General features: G+C 74.2%; 17 protein-coding genes. 9 read left to right on the plus strand and 8 right to left on the minus strand.

Annotated features, from left to right (window positions below; genetic code table 11):
- Positions 1-51: 51 nt before the first annotated feature.
- The 3 genes from ABD358_RS16100 (at position 52) to ABD358_RS16110 (ending at position 2,362) form a co-directional block, all read left to right on the plus strand.
- On the plus strand, positions 52-1,050 hold the full coding sequence (locus ABD358_RS16100) for a LacI family DNA-binding transcriptional regulator (RefSeq protein ID WP_344631799.1): 999 nt from the start codon (positions 52-54) through the stop codon (positions 1,048-1,050).
- Between the two features lie 143 nt (positions 1,051-1,193).
- Positions 1,194-1,964 carry an SDR family NAD(P)-dependent oxidoreductase gene (locus ABD358_RS16105; protein ID WP_425576348.1) on the plus strand — a complete coding sequence of 257 codons (771 nt, stop codon included), beginning with the start codon at positions 1,194-1,196 and terminating at the stop codon, positions 1,962-1,964.
- 26 nt (positions 1,965-1,990) lie between these two features.
- Entirely contained in the window at positions 1,991-2,362 is a 372-nt protein-coding gene (locus tag ABD358_RS16110; RefSeq protein WP_344631801.1) for a MerR family transcriptional regulator, read from the plus strand.
- Between the two features lie 95 nt (positions 2,363-2,457).
- Here ABD358_RS16110 and ABD358_RS16115 read toward each other — a convergent pair whose 3' ends face one another.
- From ABD358_RS16115 to ABD358_RS16130, 4 genes are all read right to left on the minus strand, one after another.
- Positions 2,458-3,420, minus strand: a complete 963-nt coding sequence (locus ABD358_RS16115) for an electron transfer flavoprotein subunit alpha/FixB family protein (RefSeq protein ID WP_344631711.1) — start codon at positions 3,418-3,420, stop codon at positions 2,458-2,460.
- A 57-nt stretch (positions 3,421-3,477) separates the two neighbouring features.
- Positions 3,478-4,263 carry an electron transfer flavoprotein subunit beta/FixA family protein gene (locus ABD358_RS16120; protein WP_344631712.1) on the minus strand — a complete coding sequence of 262 codons (786 nt, stop codon included), beginning with the start codon at positions 4,261-4,263 and terminating at the stop codon, positions 3,478-3,480.
- A 110-nt stretch (positions 4,264-4,373) separates the two neighbouring features.
- Positions 4,374-4,952: a flavin reductase family protein gene (locus tag ABD358_RS16125; protein ID WP_344631713.1), complete on the minus strand. Its 579-nt coding sequence runs from the start codon at positions 4,950-4,952 to the stop codon at positions 4,374-4,376.
- A 99-nt stretch (positions 4,953-5,051) separates the two neighbouring features.
- Entirely contained in the window at positions 5,052-5,501 is a 450-nt protein-coding gene (locus tag ABD358_RS16130) for a TlpA family protein disulfide reductase (protein ID WP_344631714.1), read from the minus strand.
- Positions 5,502-5,656: 155 nt separating this feature from the next.
- Here ABD358_RS16130 and ABD358_RS16135 point away from each other — a divergent pair, with 155 nt between their 5' ends.
- Together ABD358_RS16135 and ABD358_RS16140 are read left to right on the plus strand one after the other, a co-directional pair.
- Positions 5,657-6,064 (plus strand): DUF4395 domain-containing protein, encoded by a 408-nt coding sequence (locus ABD358_RS16135; RefSeq protein ID WP_344631715.1) that lies wholly within the window; start codon positions 5,657-5,659, stop codon positions 6,062-6,064.
- Between the two features lie 146 nt (positions 6,065-6,210).
- Positions 6,211-6,930, plus strand: a complete 720-nt coding sequence (locus ABD358_RS16140) for a lysophospholipid acyltransferase family protein (protein WP_344631716.1) — start codon at positions 6,211-6,213, stop codon at positions 6,928-6,930.
- 59 nt (positions 6,931-6,989) lie between these two features.
- Here ABD358_RS16140 and ABD358_RS16145 read toward each other — a convergent pair whose 3' ends face one another.
- The 3 genes from ABD358_RS16145 to ABD358_RS16155 all read right to left on the minus strand — a co-directional run bounded on the left by ABD358_RS16145 (position 6,990) and on the right by ABD358_RS16155 (position 10,332).
- Entirely contained in the window at positions 6,990-8,105 is a 1,116-nt protein-coding gene (locus ABD358_RS16145; protein ID WP_344631717.1) for a threonine aldolase family protein, read from the minus strand.
- Positions 8,084-8,857 (minus strand): SDR family NAD(P)-dependent oxidoreductase, encoded by a 774-nt coding sequence (locus ABD358_RS16150; protein WP_344631718.1) that lies wholly within the window; start codon positions 8,855-8,857, stop codon positions 8,084-8,086. The genes ABD358_RS16145 and ABD358_RS16150 overlap by 22 nt, the downstream gene beginning before the upstream one ends.
- Positions 8,858-8,919: 62 nt before the next feature.
- Positions 8,920-10,332, minus strand: coding sequence for a DUF6421 family protein (locus tag ABD358_RS16155; RefSeq protein ID WP_344631719.1), 1,413 nt, complete (start codon positions 10,330-10,332; stop codon positions 8,920-8,922).
- Positions 10,333-10,699: 367 nt separating this feature from the next.
- Here ABD358_RS16155 and ABD358_RS16160 point away from each other — a divergent pair, with 367 nt between their 5' ends.
- Positions 10,700-11,383, plus strand: a complete 684-nt coding sequence (locus ABD358_RS16160; protein WP_344631720.1) for a glycerophosphodiester phosphodiesterase — start codon at positions 10,700-10,702, stop codon at positions 11,381-11,383.
- On the opposite strand, the gene ABD358_RS16165 is transcribed toward ABD358_RS16160, so the two are convergent.
- On the minus strand, positions 11,367-11,948 hold the full coding sequence (locus tag ABD358_RS16165; protein ID WP_344631721.1) for a GNAT family N-acetyltransferase: 582 nt from the start codon (positions 11,946-11,948) through the stop codon (positions 11,367-11,369). The two genes, ABD358_RS16160 and ABD358_RS16165, sit on opposite strands and share 17 nt — an antisense overlap.
- A gap of 66 nt (positions 11,949-12,014) precedes the next feature.
- Here ABD358_RS16165 and ABD358_RS16170 point away from each other — a divergent pair, with 66 nt between their 5' ends.
- The 3 genes from ABD358_RS16170 (at position 12,015) to ABD358_RS16180 (ending at position 14,139) form a co-directional block, all read left to right on the plus strand.
- A complete protein-coding gene (locus ABD358_RS16170) occupies positions 12,015-12,407 on the plus strand; it encodes a VOC family protein (RefSeq protein ID WP_344631722.1) in 393 nt (130 codons plus the stop codon).
- A 135-nt stretch (positions 12,408-12,542) separates the two neighbouring features.
- On the plus strand, positions 12,543-13,115 hold the full coding sequence (locus ABD358_RS16175) for a DUF5134 domain-containing protein (protein ID WP_344631723.1): 573 nt from the start codon (positions 12,543-12,545) through the stop codon (positions 13,113-13,115).
- An 82-nt stretch (positions 13,116-13,197) separates the two neighbouring features.
- The gene (locus ABD358_RS16180) at positions 13,198-14,139 is read left to right on the plus strand and encodes a M56 family metallopeptidase (protein ID WP_344631724.1); all 942 of its coding nucleotides are present in this window, start codon (positions 13,198-13,200) and stop codon (positions 14,137-14,139) included.
- Positions 14,140-14,222 lie beyond the last annotated feature (83 nt).

The raw sequence follows: 14,222 nt of genomic DNA on the forward strand, positions 1-14,222 counted from the left end.
ACCACCCAGCCCGCCCATCCCGCCCGGCGCCGCTACGGACTGCGCCCCACCATGAAGGACGTCGCCGCCCGCGCCGGCGTCGGGCTCAAGACCGTCTCCCGCGTCGTCAACGGCGAGCCCGGCGTCACACCCGACACCGAGCGCCGCGTGCAGGAGGCCATCACCGCCCTGGGCTTCCGCCGCAACGACAGCGCCCGCATCCTCCGCAAGGGCCGGACCTCGAGCATCGGACTGGTCCTGGAGGATCTCGCCGACCCCTTCTACGCCCCGCTCAGCCGCGCCGTCGAGGAGGTCGCCCGGGCCCACGGGGCGCTCTTGATCAACGGTTCCAGCGCCGAGGACGGGGAGCGCGAGAGGGAACTGGTGCTCGCCCTGTGCGCCCGGCGCGTGGACGGGCTGGTCATCATCCCCGCCGGCGACGACCACCGCTACCTGGAGCCGGAGATCGCCGCCGGCGTCGCCACCGTCTTCGTGGACCGTCCCGCCGCGCGCATAGAGGCCGACGCGGTGCTCTCCCGGAGTTTCGAGGGCGCGCGCGAGGGCGTGGCCCACCTCATCGCCCACGGCCACCGCAGGATCGGTTTCATCGGCGACCTGCCGCGCATCCACACCGCCGCCGAGCGGCTGCGCGGCTACCGTGCGGCGATGGCCGAGGCCGGGCTGCCGGTGGACGAGTCCTGGGTCGCGCTCGGTCCGACCGACCCCGGACGCGTGCGGGCCGACGCCGAACGCATGCTGGAGGGCCGGGAACCTGCCGCGGAACCGGTCACCGCCCTGCTGACGGGCAACAACCGGGTGACCGTCACCGCGGTGAGGGTGCCGGCCGTGCGGGAGCGGCGCGTGGCCCTGGTGGGGTTCGACGACTTCGAACTGGCCGACCTGCTGACCCCGCCGGTCACCGTCATCGCCCAGGAACCCGCCCTTCTGGGCCGCAAGGCTGCCGAACTCCTCTTCCGGCGCCTGGAGGGCGCCGACGACGCCCCCCGGCGCGTGGAGCTCCCCACCCGGCTGATCCCCCGCGGCTCGGGAGAGGTCCCGCCCCGCTCCTGACCGGTCGCGGCAGCGGACGGCGCCGGTCGCGCCGGGGTCCGCGAGGCGGTCCGCACCGGGACCGGAGGCGATTCGCCGAGAACCCCTCTTCCGCACGCTGCCGCGCGGCCCCTTGACCCTGCCGCAGGCGTCAGGGTCGGACGATGGCCGCCATGGAAACCGACATCGCACGGCACAGCGGCAGGACCGTCCTCGTCACCGGGGCCGGCACGGGCATCGGCCGGGCCACGGCCCGCGCGTTCGCGGACGAGGGGGCGCGCGTGGTCGCGGTGGGGCGGCGGCCGGAGCCGCTGGAGGAGACGGCCGACGGCCGGCCCGGGATCACCCCGCTGCCCGCCGACATCACCGCGGAGAACGCCCCCGAGCGCATCGTCCGCTCGGTGCTGGACTCCCACGGACGGCTGGACGTCCTGGTCAACAACGCCGGCATCGTGCTCGGCGGTCCCCTCGGCACCCTCGTGCCGCAGGAGGTCGAGTCCCTGCTCGCCACCGATCTGGTCGCGCCGGTGCTGCTGGCCGGGGCCGCCCTACCGGCCCTGGAGGCCTCGGGCGGGGTGATCGTCAACGTCGGCACGGCCGTGGGCGGACGGGCCTGGCCGGACAACTCCCTCTACGCGGCGGCCAAGGCGGCGCTGGACTCGCTGACCCGCAGCTGGGCCGTCGAACTGGCGCCCAGCGGCATCCGGGTCGTCGCGGTCGCGCCGGGCGCGATCGACACCCCGATCGGCGAGCACCGGGGCCTGACGCCGGAGCAGCGGGCCGAGGTGCGCGCGTGGCAGCTGGCGCACACCCCGCTGGGCCGGATCGGCCGGCCGGAGGAGGTGGCCTGGGCCATCACCCGGCTCGCCGCCCCGGAGGCGTCCTTCGTCACCGGTGTGGTGCTGCCGGTGGACGGCGGGGCGGTCGTCGCATGACAGTGGTGCGCCTGGAGGTGAGGGAGATGCGCATCGGCGAGCTGGCGAGGGCCACGGGGACGACGCCCCGGGCGCTGCGGCACTACGAGCAGGCGGGGCTGCTCCCCTCGGAGCGGGCGCCCAACGGCTACCGGGTCTACGACGAGCGGGCGGTGGTGCGCGTGCGCAACATCCGCTTCCTGCTGGACGTCGGGCTCACCCTGGAGGACGTGCGGGTGTTCGTGCCGTGCCTGGACGGGGACGTGGCCGCGGCCCCGCCCTCGGGGAAGGGGCTGGAGGTCGCGCTGGAGCGGCTCGCCGTGCTCGACGAGCGGATCGCCGCCCAGACGGCCGTCCGGGACCGGCTGGCCGAGGCGCTGCGGCGGGTGACGGGGGGCCGGGTGCGTCCGGCGGCCTGAGCCCGGGAGCGCCCGCCCCCGGGCACGGCCGGGGCCGCGCGGTCGGCGATTCGACCGCGCGGCCCCGGTCCGCTGCCGTGCCTCTCCGGAAGGGTTCAGCCCTTGCGGGTCTTGACCTCTTCGGTGAGCTGCGGGACGACCTGGAACAGGTCGCCGACGACGCCGTAGTCGACCAGCTCGAAGATCGGGGCCTCGGGGTCCTTGTTGATGGCCACGATGGTCTTCGAGGTCTGCATGCCGGCGCGGTGCTGGATGGCGCCGGAGATGCCCGCCGCGATGTAGAGCTGCGGGGAGACGGTCTTGCCGGTCTGGCCGACCTGGTGGGTGTGCGGGTACCAGCCGGCGTCCACCGCGGCGCGCGAGGCGCCGACGGCCGCGCCGAGCGCGTCCGCCAGGTTCTCGATGATCGCGAAGTTCTCGGCGCCGTTGACGCCGCGCCCGCCGGAGACCACGATCGCGGCCTCGGTCAGCTCCGGGCGGCCGGTCGACTCGCGCGGGGTGCGGGAGACGACCTTGGTGCCGGTGGACTTCTCGCCGAAGGTCACCGGGAGCTGCTCGACCGCGCCGGCCGCCGGGGCGGCCTCCGGGGCGGCGGAGTTGGGCTTGACGGTGATGACCGGGGTGCCCTTGGTGACACGGGACTTGGTGGTGTAGGAGGCGGCGAAGACCGACTGGGCCGCCACCGGACCCTCGTCGCCGGCCTCCAGGTCGACGGCGTCGGTGATGATGCCCGAGCCGATGCGGAGCGCCAGGCGGGCCGCGATCTCCTTGCCCTCCGCGGAGGAGGGGACCAGGACGGCGGCCGGGGAGACCGCCTCGTAGGCGGCCTGGAGCGCGTCCACCTTCGGCACGACGAGGTAGTCGGCGAACTCGGGTGCGTCGGCGGTGAGCACCTTCACCGCGCCGTACTCGGCCAGCGTGGCGGCGGCCTGCTCGGCGCCGGAGCCCAGGTGGACGGCGACCGGGTCGCCGATGCGGCGGGCCAGGGTCAGCAGCTCCAGGGTGGGCTTGCGGACGGCGCCGTCCACGTGGTCGACGTAGACAAGGACTTCAGCCATGGGAGTCGTTCTCCTGCGAGGGATGCGAGGGCGGTTGAGGGGTGAGGGACGCGGGGCTCAGATGAACTTCTGGCCCGCGAGGAACTCGGCGAGCTGCTTGGCGCCCTCGCCCTCGTCCTTGACGATCGTGCCGGCGGTGCGGGCCGGGCGCTCCGCGGCCTCGTCGACCTTGGTCCAGGAGCCGTCGAGGCCGACCTCGTCGGCGTCGATGTCCAGGTCGTCCAGGTCCAGGGACTCCACCGGCTTCTTCTTGGCGGCCATGATGCCCTTGAAGGAGGGGTAGCGCGCCTCGCCGGACTGGTCGGTCACGGAGACCACGGCGGGGAGCGAGGCCTCGAGCTGCTCGGTGGCGGCGTCGCCGTCGCGGCGGCCGGTGACCTTGCCGTCCTCCACGGACACCTCGGACAGCAGCGTCACCTGCGGCACGCCCAGGCGCTCGGCCAGCAGGGCGGGCAGCACGCCCATGGTGCCGTCGGTGGAGGCCATGCCGCAGACGACCAGGTCGTAGCCGGTCTTCTCGATCGCCTTGGCCAGCACCAGCGAGGTGCCGATGACGTCGGTGCCGTGCAGGTCGTCGTCCTCGACGTGGACGGCCTTGTCGGCGCCCATCGACAGCGCCTTGCGCAGGGCGTCGCGGGCGTCCTCGGGTCCGACGGTCAGGACGGTGACCTCGGCGTCGTCGGCGTTCTCGGCGATCTGGAGCGCCTGCTCGACGGCGTACTCATCCAGCTCCGACAGCAGACCGTCCACGTCGTCGCGGTCGACGGTCAGGTCGTCGGCGAAGTGCCGGTCGCCGGTGGCGTCGGGCACGTACTTCACACAGACAACGATCCTCAAGCTCACGCCGGCTCTCCTACATGCGTCGTCATTACTGGCTGCCTTGTCTCACAGGCAGCATAGGCGCCTGATCGGGCGGATTCCGGTCCGGTGGGGCCGGCTCTCCAACCAAGATATTACTCATCAGTACATTCGCCGTGCCCCCCGCCCTCAAGGGCGGTGAACTGTGACGTTGCCAACGATTCACGGGGGCACGGCGCCCTCGCCCGGAACGTTGAAGCGTCCCCCCGGTGCAGCAGCGGACGCCCGGCTCCCGGGACGTCCCCCGCCACCGCCTCGGCGAGGACCAGCCGGTGGTCGCCGGCCGGGACCCGGGCCACGGCGCCGCAGACCAGCCGGGCGAGCACGCCCTCCGGCACCGGCACGCCGTGCGGGCCGCGGCGCCAGCGGGTGGGCGGGGCGAAGCGGTCGGCGCCCGGACGTGCGAAGGTCTCGGCCGGCTCCCGCCGGCCCTCCCCCAGGGGGTGCACCCCCACGTGCTCCGCCCCGGCGGCGGCCGGCCGGCCGGAGGAGGCGGTGGCGATGTTGAAGGAGAGCAGCGGCGGTTCGGCGGCGACCGAGGCGAGGGAGGTGGCGGTGAAGCCCATGGGACGGCCGCGGCCGTGGGCGGTGACCACGGCGACCCCCGCGGCGTGCCGCCGGAAGACGGCTCGCAGCAGCGCGGGCCCGGCGTCCGCGGCTCCCGGCGCGCTCATCTGAGATCCCCTGGCCACACCGTGTCACCCTGACGACAGCGGGCGATCCCCGTCAAGCACGGCTCCGGCGAATGGGACCAGGGTCACCCGTGTCGCGCGTCACCCGGCGGCGGGACCGCCCGGTCGCTCCGGCCGCACCGCCTCGCCGAGCGCGGCGATGACGTCGGCCCTGCGCGGCTGTCCGGCGGCCCGCCGGACGATCCTCCCGCTCGCGTCCAGCACCAGGACGGTGGGCGTGCGCATGATGCCCAGCTCCCGCACCAGGTCCAGACGGGATTCCGCGTCGATCTCCACATGGGCGACGCCCCCGACCATGCCGGAGACCTCCGCGAGGACCCGCCGGGTGGCCCGGCAGGGCTGGCAGAAGGCGCTGGAGAACTGCACCAGCGTGGCCTTCTCGCCCAGCCTGTCCGCACCGATCTCCCCGGCGGTCAGCCGCCGGCCCTCGTCCCGTCCGCGCACCGTCATCCTTCCGTCCCGTCGTCCTCTCAGCGCCCCGAAGGCGCCGGCCAGCGCCAGCACCGCCAGGCACACGACCAGTCCCGTCATCCCGCCCCGCTCCGTCCGTGCCGCCCGGTTCGCACCCCGTCCTCCCGGGGCGCGGCGCCGTCGGCGCCCTCCACCGTCTCCCACAGCGTCCGCGGCCGTCCGCCGATTCCCGCGTCCCGCCCCTTCCCCACCGCGCGGTGGGGAATGCTGGCGGCATGGACATCGACACACGAGGACCGAGGTTCGGGGCGGCCGTGACCACCGCGGTCCTGGCCGCCGTGCTGGTCACCGGGAGTTCCCGGCTGCTGGCCGCGCAGGCGCTGGTGTTCGCCGCCGGAGCGGCCCTCGGCGTGCGGCGCTCGCCGTACGGGCTGCTGTTCCGCTTCCTGGTGCGGCCGCGGCTCGGCCCCCCGAAGGAGTTCGAGCACCCGGCGCCGCCCCGGTTCGCGCAGGGCGTCGGGCTGGTCTTCGCGCTCGTGGGCCTGGTGGGGTACGGCGCGGGACCGGTGTGGCTGGGCATGGCGGCGACCGCCTGCGCCCTCGCCGCGGCCTTCCTCAACGCCGTCTTCGGGTACTGCCTGGGCTGCGAGATGTACCTGACGCTGCGCCGGGCGACGGGCTGAGGCGGCCGGCGGGCCGGGCCGGCCGGCGGACGTGACGAGGATCTCTCACCTCCGGTACTGGCCAGGTAAGTTACGCCAGCGTAGGTTCGGGTAGGCCGACCGGGAGAACCCTCCCCGGACAAGCACTTCCAGAAGGGTCCTCCCATATGGCAGAACTCGTGTATCCACCCGTCATCGGCGCCGCCCGCACCCTGTTCAAGGCGCTCGACCTGCGCTTCGACATCGAGGGCACCGAGCACATACCGCAGCGCGGCGGCGCGGTGCTGGCCAGCAATCACATCGGCTACCTCGACTTCGTCTTCGCTGGCCTGGCGGCCCGGCCCGCCAGGCGGCTGGTGCGCTTCATGGCGAAGGAGTCGGTCTTCCGGCACAAGGTGTCCGGGCCGCTGATGCGCGCCATGAAGCACATCCCGGTGGACCGCTCGCAGGGCGAGCACGCCTACCGCCACGCGCTGAAGGCGCTGCGTTCGGGCGAGATCGTCGGCATCTTCCCCGAGGCGACGATCTCCGAGTCGTTCACCCTGAAGAAGTTCAAGTCGGGCGCCGCCCGGATGGCGCAGGAGGCGGGGGTCCCGCTGCTGCCCGTCGCCCTGTGGGGGACGCAGCGGCTGTGGACCAAGGGCCACAAGCGGGACTTCGGCCGCAACCACTTCCCGATCACCATCCGGGTGGGCGAGCCGATCCGGGCCGCCGCGGGCGAGTCGGCGGCCCACGTCACCGAGCGGCTGCGCACGCGGATCCAGGAGCTGCTGGAGGCGGCGCAGCGGGCGTACCCGGTGCGGCCCAAGGGGCCGGACGACACCTGGTGGATGCCCGCCCACCTGGGCGGCACCGCACCGGCTCCGGCCGAGGCCGGGGTCCGCTAGCCGGGCCCGCGGGGCGCGGCCCGGCCCGCGCCCCGGCCCGCGGCGGAGGCCGGCGGCCCCTACCGGGCCATCTCCTCCCTCAGGGCGGCGACGAAGCCGTCCACGTCCTCCTCGGTGGTGTCGAAGGAGCACATCCAGCGCACGTCGCCGGCCGCCTCGTCCCAGAAGTAGAAGCGGTGGCGCTTGCGCAGCCGCTCGCCGACGTCGTGCGGGAGCCGGGCGAAGACGGCGTTGGCCTGGACGGGATGGAGGATCTCCACCCCGTCGACGGTGCGCACCCCCTCGGCCAGCCTCCGCGCCATGGCGTTGGCGTGGGAGGCGCTGCGCAGCCACAGGTCGCCGGCGAGCAGCGCCTCGAACTGCACCGACACGAACCGCATCTTGGACGCGAGCTGCATCGACAGCTTGCGCAGATGTTTCATGGCCCGTACCGCGCCGGGGTTGAGCACGACGACGGCCTCGCCGAAGAGCATGCCGTTCTTGGTGCCGCCGAAGGACAGCACGTCCACACCCGCGTCCGTGGTGAACTCCCGCATGGGGACGCCGAGCGAGGCGGCGGCGTTGGCGATGCGGGCGCCGTCGAGGTGGACCTTCATGCCCCGCTCGTGGGCGTGCTCGCAGATCGCCCGGATCTCCTGCGGGGTGTAGACGGTGCCCAGTTCGGTGTTCTGGGTGATCGAGACCACCTGCGGCATCGCCCGGTGCTCGTCGTCCCAGCCGTACGCCTCCCGCTCGATCAGCTCGGGGGTGAGCTTGCCGTGCTCGGCGGGCACGGTGAGCAGCTTCAGCCCGCCGACGCGTTCGGGCGCGCCGCACTCGTCCACGTTGATGTGGGCGCTGTCGGCGCAGATCACCGCTCCCCAGCGGTCGGTGAGCGCCTGGAGGGCCACGACGTTGGCGCCGGTGCCGTTGAAGACCGGGAAGGCCTCCGCCCCCGGTCCGAAGTGGGCGCGGAAAACCTCCTGGAGGTGGGCGGTGTAGTCGTCGCCGCCGTAGGCGGTCTGGTGGCCGCCGTTGGCGAGGGCGAGCGCCGCCAGGATCTCCGGGTGCGTGCCCGCGTAGTTGTCGCTGGCGAAGCCGCGCACCCCGGGGTCGTGGCGGCGCCGGGCGTCCGTCGCGGCGGGGGCCGGGGACGTCTCGGCCGGGTGGTCTTCTACGGTTGCGGGGTCAGCCACAGGCGGTGTCCGTTCACTTCCTCGGCGGGCTTGTCCCATACGTCGGTGACGGCCTCGGCCAGGTCCCTGACATCGGTGAAGCCCGCGAACTTGGCGTTGGGGCGCTCGGCGCGCATGGCGTCGTTGACCAGCGCCTTGACCACCAGGATGACAGCCGCGGCCGGCGGTCCGGCGTCCGCCCCCTTGCCCGCCTTGCGGAAGGAGTCCGCCAGCGCCAGGGTCCACGCCTCGGCGGCGGCCTTGGCCGCGGCGTAGGCGGCGTTGCCCGCGGTGGGCCTGGTGGCGCCGGAGGCGCTGATCAGCACGTAGCGGCCCTTGCCGCTGCGGCGCAGCGCGCCCTCGAAGGCCAGGGAGGTGTGCTGGACGGTGCGGACCAGCAGCTTCTCCAGCAGGTCCCAGTGGGACAGGTCGGTCTCGGCGAAGGCCGCCGAGCCGCGCCAGCCGCCCACCAGGTGCACCAGTCCGTCGACCCGCCCGTACTCCTTCTCGATGCGGGTGGCCCACTCGCGGGTGGCGTCCGGGTCGAGCAGGTCGATGATGTCGCCGGTGACCGTGGCGCCGCCGTGGGCGAACCGGGCCCTGTCCACGGCGGCGGCCAGGCGCTCCGCGTCGTAGTCGGCGGCCACCACCGTGGCTCCCCTCTCGGCCAGCCGCAGCAGCGCGGCCTGTCCGGCCGGGCCCGCGGCGCCGGCCACGGCCACGACGGCACCCTCCAGGGGGCCTCCGTTGCCGTTGGTGAAAGTGCTGGTCATGGTGGTCGCCCCTCTGCTCTGTGCGGTCCCGGCGGTTCCGGTGTTCCCCGCGGTCACGGCGCTCACGCCGCGACCGGGACGGCGGACTCGGCGGTGATGCCCTTCGTCGAGGCGATCACGTTCTTCAGCTTCCTGGCGAGGGCCTCGTAGAACATGCTCAGCGGGAACTCGTCGGGGAGCACCTCGTCCACCAGCTTGCGCGGCGGCAGGCTCAGGTCCAGGGCGTCCGGGCCCTTGGCCCAGACCGAGCCGGGGTGCGGGGCGAGGTACGCCGACACCAGTTCGTACGCCTTGAACCAGTGGACCAGCTTCGGGCGGTCGATGCCCTCCCGGTAGAGGGTCTCGATCTCCTCGCGCAGGCGCGCGGTCACCTCGCGGGCCCGCTGCCAGTCGATGCCGAGCTTGTTGTCCCTCCAGCGCAGGGCGTCGTGCTTGTGGAGGTAGGCGAAGAGCAGCTGGCCGCCCAGTCCGTCGTAGTTGCGGTTGCGCTCGCCGGTGACGGGGAAGCGGAACAGGCGCTCCAGGAGCACGGCGTACTGCACGTCGCGGCCCTGGGGGTAGCCGTCCGCCTCCAGCTTCACCGCCTCGTGGAAGGCGGTGAGGTCGCAGCGCAGCTCCTCGATGCCGTACATCCAGAACGGCTGGCGCTGCTTGATCATGAACGGGTCGAAGGGCAGGTCGCCGTGGCTGTGGGTGCGGTCGTGGATCATGTCCCACAGCACGAAGGTCTGCTGGGCCCGGTGCTGGTCGGTGAGCAGGCCGCGGGCGTCCTCGGGCAGTTCCAGCCTGGTGACCTCGCAGGCGGCGTCGATCACGCGGCGGAAGCGGGCGGCCTCGCGGTCGCAGAAGATGCCGCCCCAGGTGAACCGCTCGGGCGCCTCGCGCACGGCGACGGTCTCGGGGAAGAGGACGGCGGAGTGGGTGTCGTAGCCGCTGGTGAAGTCCTCGAAGGTGATGCCGAGGAAGAGCGGGTTGTCGTAGCGGGTGCGCTCCAGCTCGGCCAGCCAGTCCGGCCAGACCACGCGCAGGACGACGGCCTCCAGGTTGCGGTCGGGGTTGCCGTTCTGCGTGTACATGGGGAAGACGACGAGGTGCTGGAGGCCGTCGACGCGCCGGGACGCGGGCCGGAAGGCCATCAGGGAGTCGAGGAAGTCGGGGACCGCGAACCCGCTCTCGGCCCAGCGGCGCAGGTCGGTCACCAGCGCGCGGTGGTACTCCTCGTTGTGCGGCAGCAGCGGGGCGAGTTCCTCGACGGCGGCCACGACGCGGTCGAGGTGCCGCTCGACCTGGGACCGGGAGGGGGCGCCCTCGGCGCCGAAGTCGATGGAGCCGTCCTTGGACTGGGCCGGACGGATGGCCTCGACGGCCTCCTTGAGCGCCGCCCAGGCCGGGTGGGCCACGACGCGGTCGGCGGACGGGCCGACAGCGGACAGAGCACCGCCCGTCGTCGCTGCGGGCGAAAGGATTTCCGTCATCACTACCCCTTCACAGGAGAAACTCTTGTCGCAGCACCGTAGCTGCGGAGACTTCCCCGATCAACCCAAGATCAAGGAAATCCTTCTGCACTTCTCCAACAAGACCGATGTTTTTCCTGTCCTGGGCGTCTGAAACGGAAGACATGCCTGTAAAAGCAGGGCAAAGCAGCCTCTGCCGCCTGTTTCCCCGCCCCCTTCCGGCCCTCCCGGTCCCCTCCCCCGCCTCTCCGGGGGGCCGCGGCGGACGTCCCGCCGCCCGCCCGCCGCGGCCCCCCGGAGGGCGGGCGGCGGAAGGACACGGCTACCCTTGCGGCCCGTACGCACCGTCCGTCCCGCCGCCGGCGCCGCAGGAAAGCGAGAACGCACCGTGCCACTGCTCACCGTCGGGCACCGCGGAGTGATGGGTGTCGAGCCGGAGAACACCCTGCGCTCCTTCGTCCGGGCCGACCGCGAGGGCTTCGACGTGATCGAGCTGGACCTCCACCTGAGCCGGGACGGCGCGCTGGTGGTGATGCACGACGCGGACGTGGACCGCACCACCGACGGGTCCGGCCCGGTGGCCGGGATGACCCTGGCCGAGCTGCGCGGACTGGACGCGGGCCGGGGCGAGCGGATCCCGGTCTTCGAGGAGGTCGTGGACGCGGTCTCCGCGCCGCTCCAGGCCGAGATCAAGGACCGCGCCGCGGCCCGGGTGCTCGCCGGGACCATCGAGCGGCGCGGGCTCCACGACCGCGTCACCGTGATCTCGTTCCACGACGACGCCCTGCGCGAGACCCGCAGGCTCCTGCCGGAGATCCCCATCGCGCTGGTCACGGGCAGGTCCACCCCCACCGCCCCCGAGCGCGCCCTGGAACTGGGCGCCGGAATGGTCTCCTGCGAGCTGAGGCGGCTGGACGAGGACGTCGTCCGGCGCTGCCACGAGGCGGACGTCAAGGTGATCTCCTGGACGGTCAACACCGAGCAGGACCTGGCCCGCGTCCGCGAGCTGGGGCTGGACGGGGTGGTCACCGACCTGCCCGCCGTCCGCCGGGCGGTCAGCGAAGCGGCTTGACCAGCAGTTCGAACTCCAGGCCGGGGCGGCGCGGGATGCCGAAGCGCTCGTCGCCGTACGGGAAGGGGCTCCGCCTCCCGGTGCGGACGTAGCCGCGGCGCTCGTACCAGGCGATCAGCTCCTCCCGGGCGGTGATCACGGTCATGTGCATCTCCCGGGCGCCCCACCCGGCCCGTACCAGCCGCTCGGCCTCCGCCAGGACGGCCCTGCCCAGCCCTCCGCCCTGGAGGGCCGGCCGGACGGCGAACATCCCGAAGTAGGCGACGGGCTCCCCCGCCTCGGACGTCCGGCGCTCCAGCTGGCAGCAGGCGACCGGCCTCCCGTCCCGCTCGGCCACCAGCACCAGGCTGCCGGGGGTCCGGATGATCCCGGCGACGCCCTCCGGGTCCGTGCGCTGCCCGTCCAGCAGATCCGCCTCGGTGGTCCAGCCCGCCCGGCTGGCCTCCCCCCGGTAGGCCGACTCCACCAGGGCCACCAGTGCGGGGACGTCGTCCTCGGAGGCGGTCCGGAAACGGAGGTCCGCGGCGGGGAGGTTCGGGGCGTTCACGGTGTTCGGGGGATTCATGGCGCCGAGCCTATCCGGCCCGCGGACGCCCCGGCCCGGCGGACCGCCGGCGCTAGGCTCCGGTCCATGGTTCACGTACTGAGCAGCCGGGTGCTGCTGCGCCCCACCGATCCGGAGCGCTCGCGGGCCTTCTACGGCGACACGCTGGGACTGGCCGTCTACCGGGAGTTCGGCACCGGACCGGAGCGCGGCACCGTCTACTTCCTCGGCGGCGGGTTCCTGGAGGTCTCCGGCCGCTCCGAGGAGCCCCCCGCCCCGGGACTGGAACTGTGGATGCAGGTCGCCGACGTCTCCGCGGCCCACCGGGAGCTGGCCGCCCGCGGGGTGGAGGTGCTGCGGGAGCCGAAGCGGGAGCCGTGGGGCCTGGTGGAGATGTGGATCCGCGACCCGGACGGGGTGCGGATCGTCCTGGTCGAGGTTCCCGGGGACCACCCCCTGCGCCACCGGCCCGGTATCTGACCGCTCCCCTCCCGCCCCGCGCCCGGTCGTGCTCCCCGGATGCCTCCGCGCGCCCCCGTGGCGGGCCGCGGCGGCGGGCATCCTCCCCGCGGAAGCCGGCCGGGAGCCGGCCGGGACGGCCGGGGGAGGTGCGCGGTGCACGGACCTGCGTTGGTCGGCTGGCTGCTGGTGGTCCTGTGCGGCGGTGTGGGCGCGTACTGCCTGCTGCACATGCGCGGCGGTACGCCCGGGCAGCGGCGGACGGCCGCGGGCGAGGCGCTCATGGGATTCGGGATGGCCGTGATGGCGCTGCCCGCGTCGGCGGCGGAGCCGCTGCCGCCCCGGGTCTTCGCCGCGGTGTTCGGTGCCGCGGCGGTACGCGAACTGGTGCTGGCGCGGCACGCCCCGGCCCACCACCTCCACCACGCCGTCGGCGCCCTGGCCATGGTTCACATGGCGCTCGCCATGGCCGCGGGCTCCGGCCACCCCGGCGGGCACCACGCCGCCCCGGCCTGGACGCCGGCGCTGACCGGGGTCCTGCTGGCCTACTTCGCCTGCTACGTGCTGCGCACGGGGGTGCGGCTGGTCCCCTCCGGCGCCGGGGGCCCCGCCCCCGGAGGAGGGAGCGCGGAGGGCGCCGCGGCCGGCGTGCTGCGGCTGCCGGAGGTGGCGGTGGCCTGCCGTCTCTCGATGGGCCTGGGGATGTTCGCGATGCTCCTCACCACATGAGCCCGGCGGGGCTCGTGAGGCGTGCGTCACTTCCCCGCCCCGCCCGGACACGGGGCGGACACCGGCTCATAGGCTGTGCCCCATGATGGTCGCGCTCGCCCTGCTCGCCCTGGGAGCACTGGTCGCGGCGACGGCGCCGCGCGTGCTGGCCCGCGGCTCCTGGCCCGACCGCGAGCCCGTACTGGCACTGTGGGTGTGGCAGTGCGTGGTGGTCGCCGTGCTGCTGTGCTGCGTGCTGGCCATGGCCCTGTCCGCCGCGGCCGCCTGGCAGGCCGTGCGCGGACACGTCTTCGCCCCCGCCCCCAGCCGGGTCGTCGAGGCGTACGGGCTGAGCGCGTTCGGGGAGTCCTGGCCCGCGGTGGTGGCGGTGCTGCTCGCCTCCGGAGGCGTCTGGACCGCCGCGATGCTCACCCGGGAGATCCGCGGCGCGCGGCTCCGGCGCCGCCGGCGGCGGGCCGAACTCCTCGACCGCGCCCCGCTGCTGCCGGGCGAGGAACCCGGTTCCGGGGAACGGCTGGTGGTGCTGGAGAGCGACCGTCCGGACGCCTGGTGGCTGCCGGGGGACAGGTCCCGGCTGGTGGTCACGACCGCGGCGCTGCGACGGCTCGGGGGGCGGGAGCTCGACGCGGTCCTCGCCCACGAGCAGGGGCACCTGCGCGCCCGTCACGACTGGCTGCTGCACTGCTCCTCCGCGCTCGCCACGGGTTTCCCCCGGGTGCCGGTCTTCCGCGCGTTCCGGGACCAGGTGCACCGGCTGGTGGAGCTGGCGGCCGACGACGCGGCCTCACGGCGGTGCGGGCGTCTGGCGGTGGCGCTGGCGCTGGTCGAGCTGAACGAGGAGCGCGGGATCTTCGCCCCGTACGCGCCGCACCGCGCGCAGGTGCCGCAGCGGGTCGACCGGCTGCTCGCCGCCCCGCCCCGGCTGTCGGTTCTCCGGCGGCTGCGGTTGACCGCACTGGCGTCGCTGGTCCCGCTGGTGCCGCTGGTGGTGGCCTTCGTCCCCGGTCTCAGAGCGCTGGGGTGAGGTCCCGGTCCGGAGCGGAGTGCCGGGCCCCGCGTGCCCCGTACGGCCCACCGGTGGTTTGGACGCCCGTCCACGGGCGACGA

It is taken from the genome of Streptomyces glaucosporus, from assembly GCF_039533345.1.
GTDB classification, from domain to species: Bacteria; Actinomycetota; Actinomycetes; order Streptomycetales; family Streptomycetaceae; genus Streptomyces; species Streptomyces glaucosporus.

Excerpts from the sequence above, each read along its gene's own strand:
- ABD358_RS16100 (WP_344631799.1), top strand. The coding sequence starts at position 52 with ATGAAGGACGTCGCCGCCCGCGCCGGCGTCGGGCTCAAGACCGTCTCC.
- ABD358_RS16105 (WP_425576348.1), top strand. The coding sequence starts at position 1,194 with ATGGCCGCCATGGAAACCGACATCGCACGGCACAGCGGCAGGACCGTC.
- ABD358_RS16110 (WP_344631801.1), top strand. The coding sequence starts at position 1,991 with ATGCGCATCGGCGAGCTGGCGAGGGCCACGGGGACGACGCCCCGGGCG.
- ABD358_RS16115 (WP_344631711.1), bottom strand. The coding sequence starts at position 3,420 with ATGGCTGAAGTCCTTGTCTACGTCGACCACGTGGACGGCGCCGTCCGC.
- ABD358_RS16125 (WP_344631713.1), bottom strand. The coding sequence starts at position 4,952 with ATGAGCGCGCCGGGAGCCGCGGACGCCGGGCCCGCGCTGCTGCGAGCC.
- ABD358_RS16130 (WP_344631714.1), bottom strand. The coding sequence starts at position 5,501 with ATGACGGGACTGGTCGTGTGCCTGGCGGTGCTGGCGCTGGCCGGCGCC.
- ABD358_RS16135 (WP_344631715.1), top strand. The coding sequence starts at position 5,657 with ATGGACATCGACACACGAGGACCGAGGTTCGGGGCGGCCGTGACCACC.
- ABD358_RS16140 (WP_344631716.1), top strand. The coding sequence starts at position 6,211 with ATGGCAGAACTCGTGTATCCACCCGTCATCGGCGCCGCCCGCACCCTG.
- ABD358_RS16150 (WP_344631718.1), bottom strand. The coding sequence starts at position 8,857 with ATGACCAGCACTTTCACCAACGGCAACGGAGGCCCCCTGGAGGGTGCC.
- ABD358_RS16155 (WP_344631719.1), bottom strand. The coding sequence starts at position 10,332 with ATGACGGAAATCCTTTCGCCCGCAGCGACGACGGGCGGTGCTCTGTCC.
- ABD358_RS16165 (WP_344631721.1), bottom strand. The coding sequence starts at position 11,948 with ATGAATCCCCCGAACACCGTGAACGCCCCGAACCTCCCCGCCGCGGAC.
- ABD358_RS16170 (WP_344631722.1), top strand. The coding sequence starts at position 12,015 with ATGGTTCACGTACTGAGCAGCCGGGTGCTGCTGCGCCCCACCGATCCG.
- ABD358_RS16180 (WP_344631724.1), top strand. The coding sequence starts at position 13,198 with ATGATGGTCGCGCTCGCCCTGCTCGCCCTGGGAGCACTGGTCGCGGCG.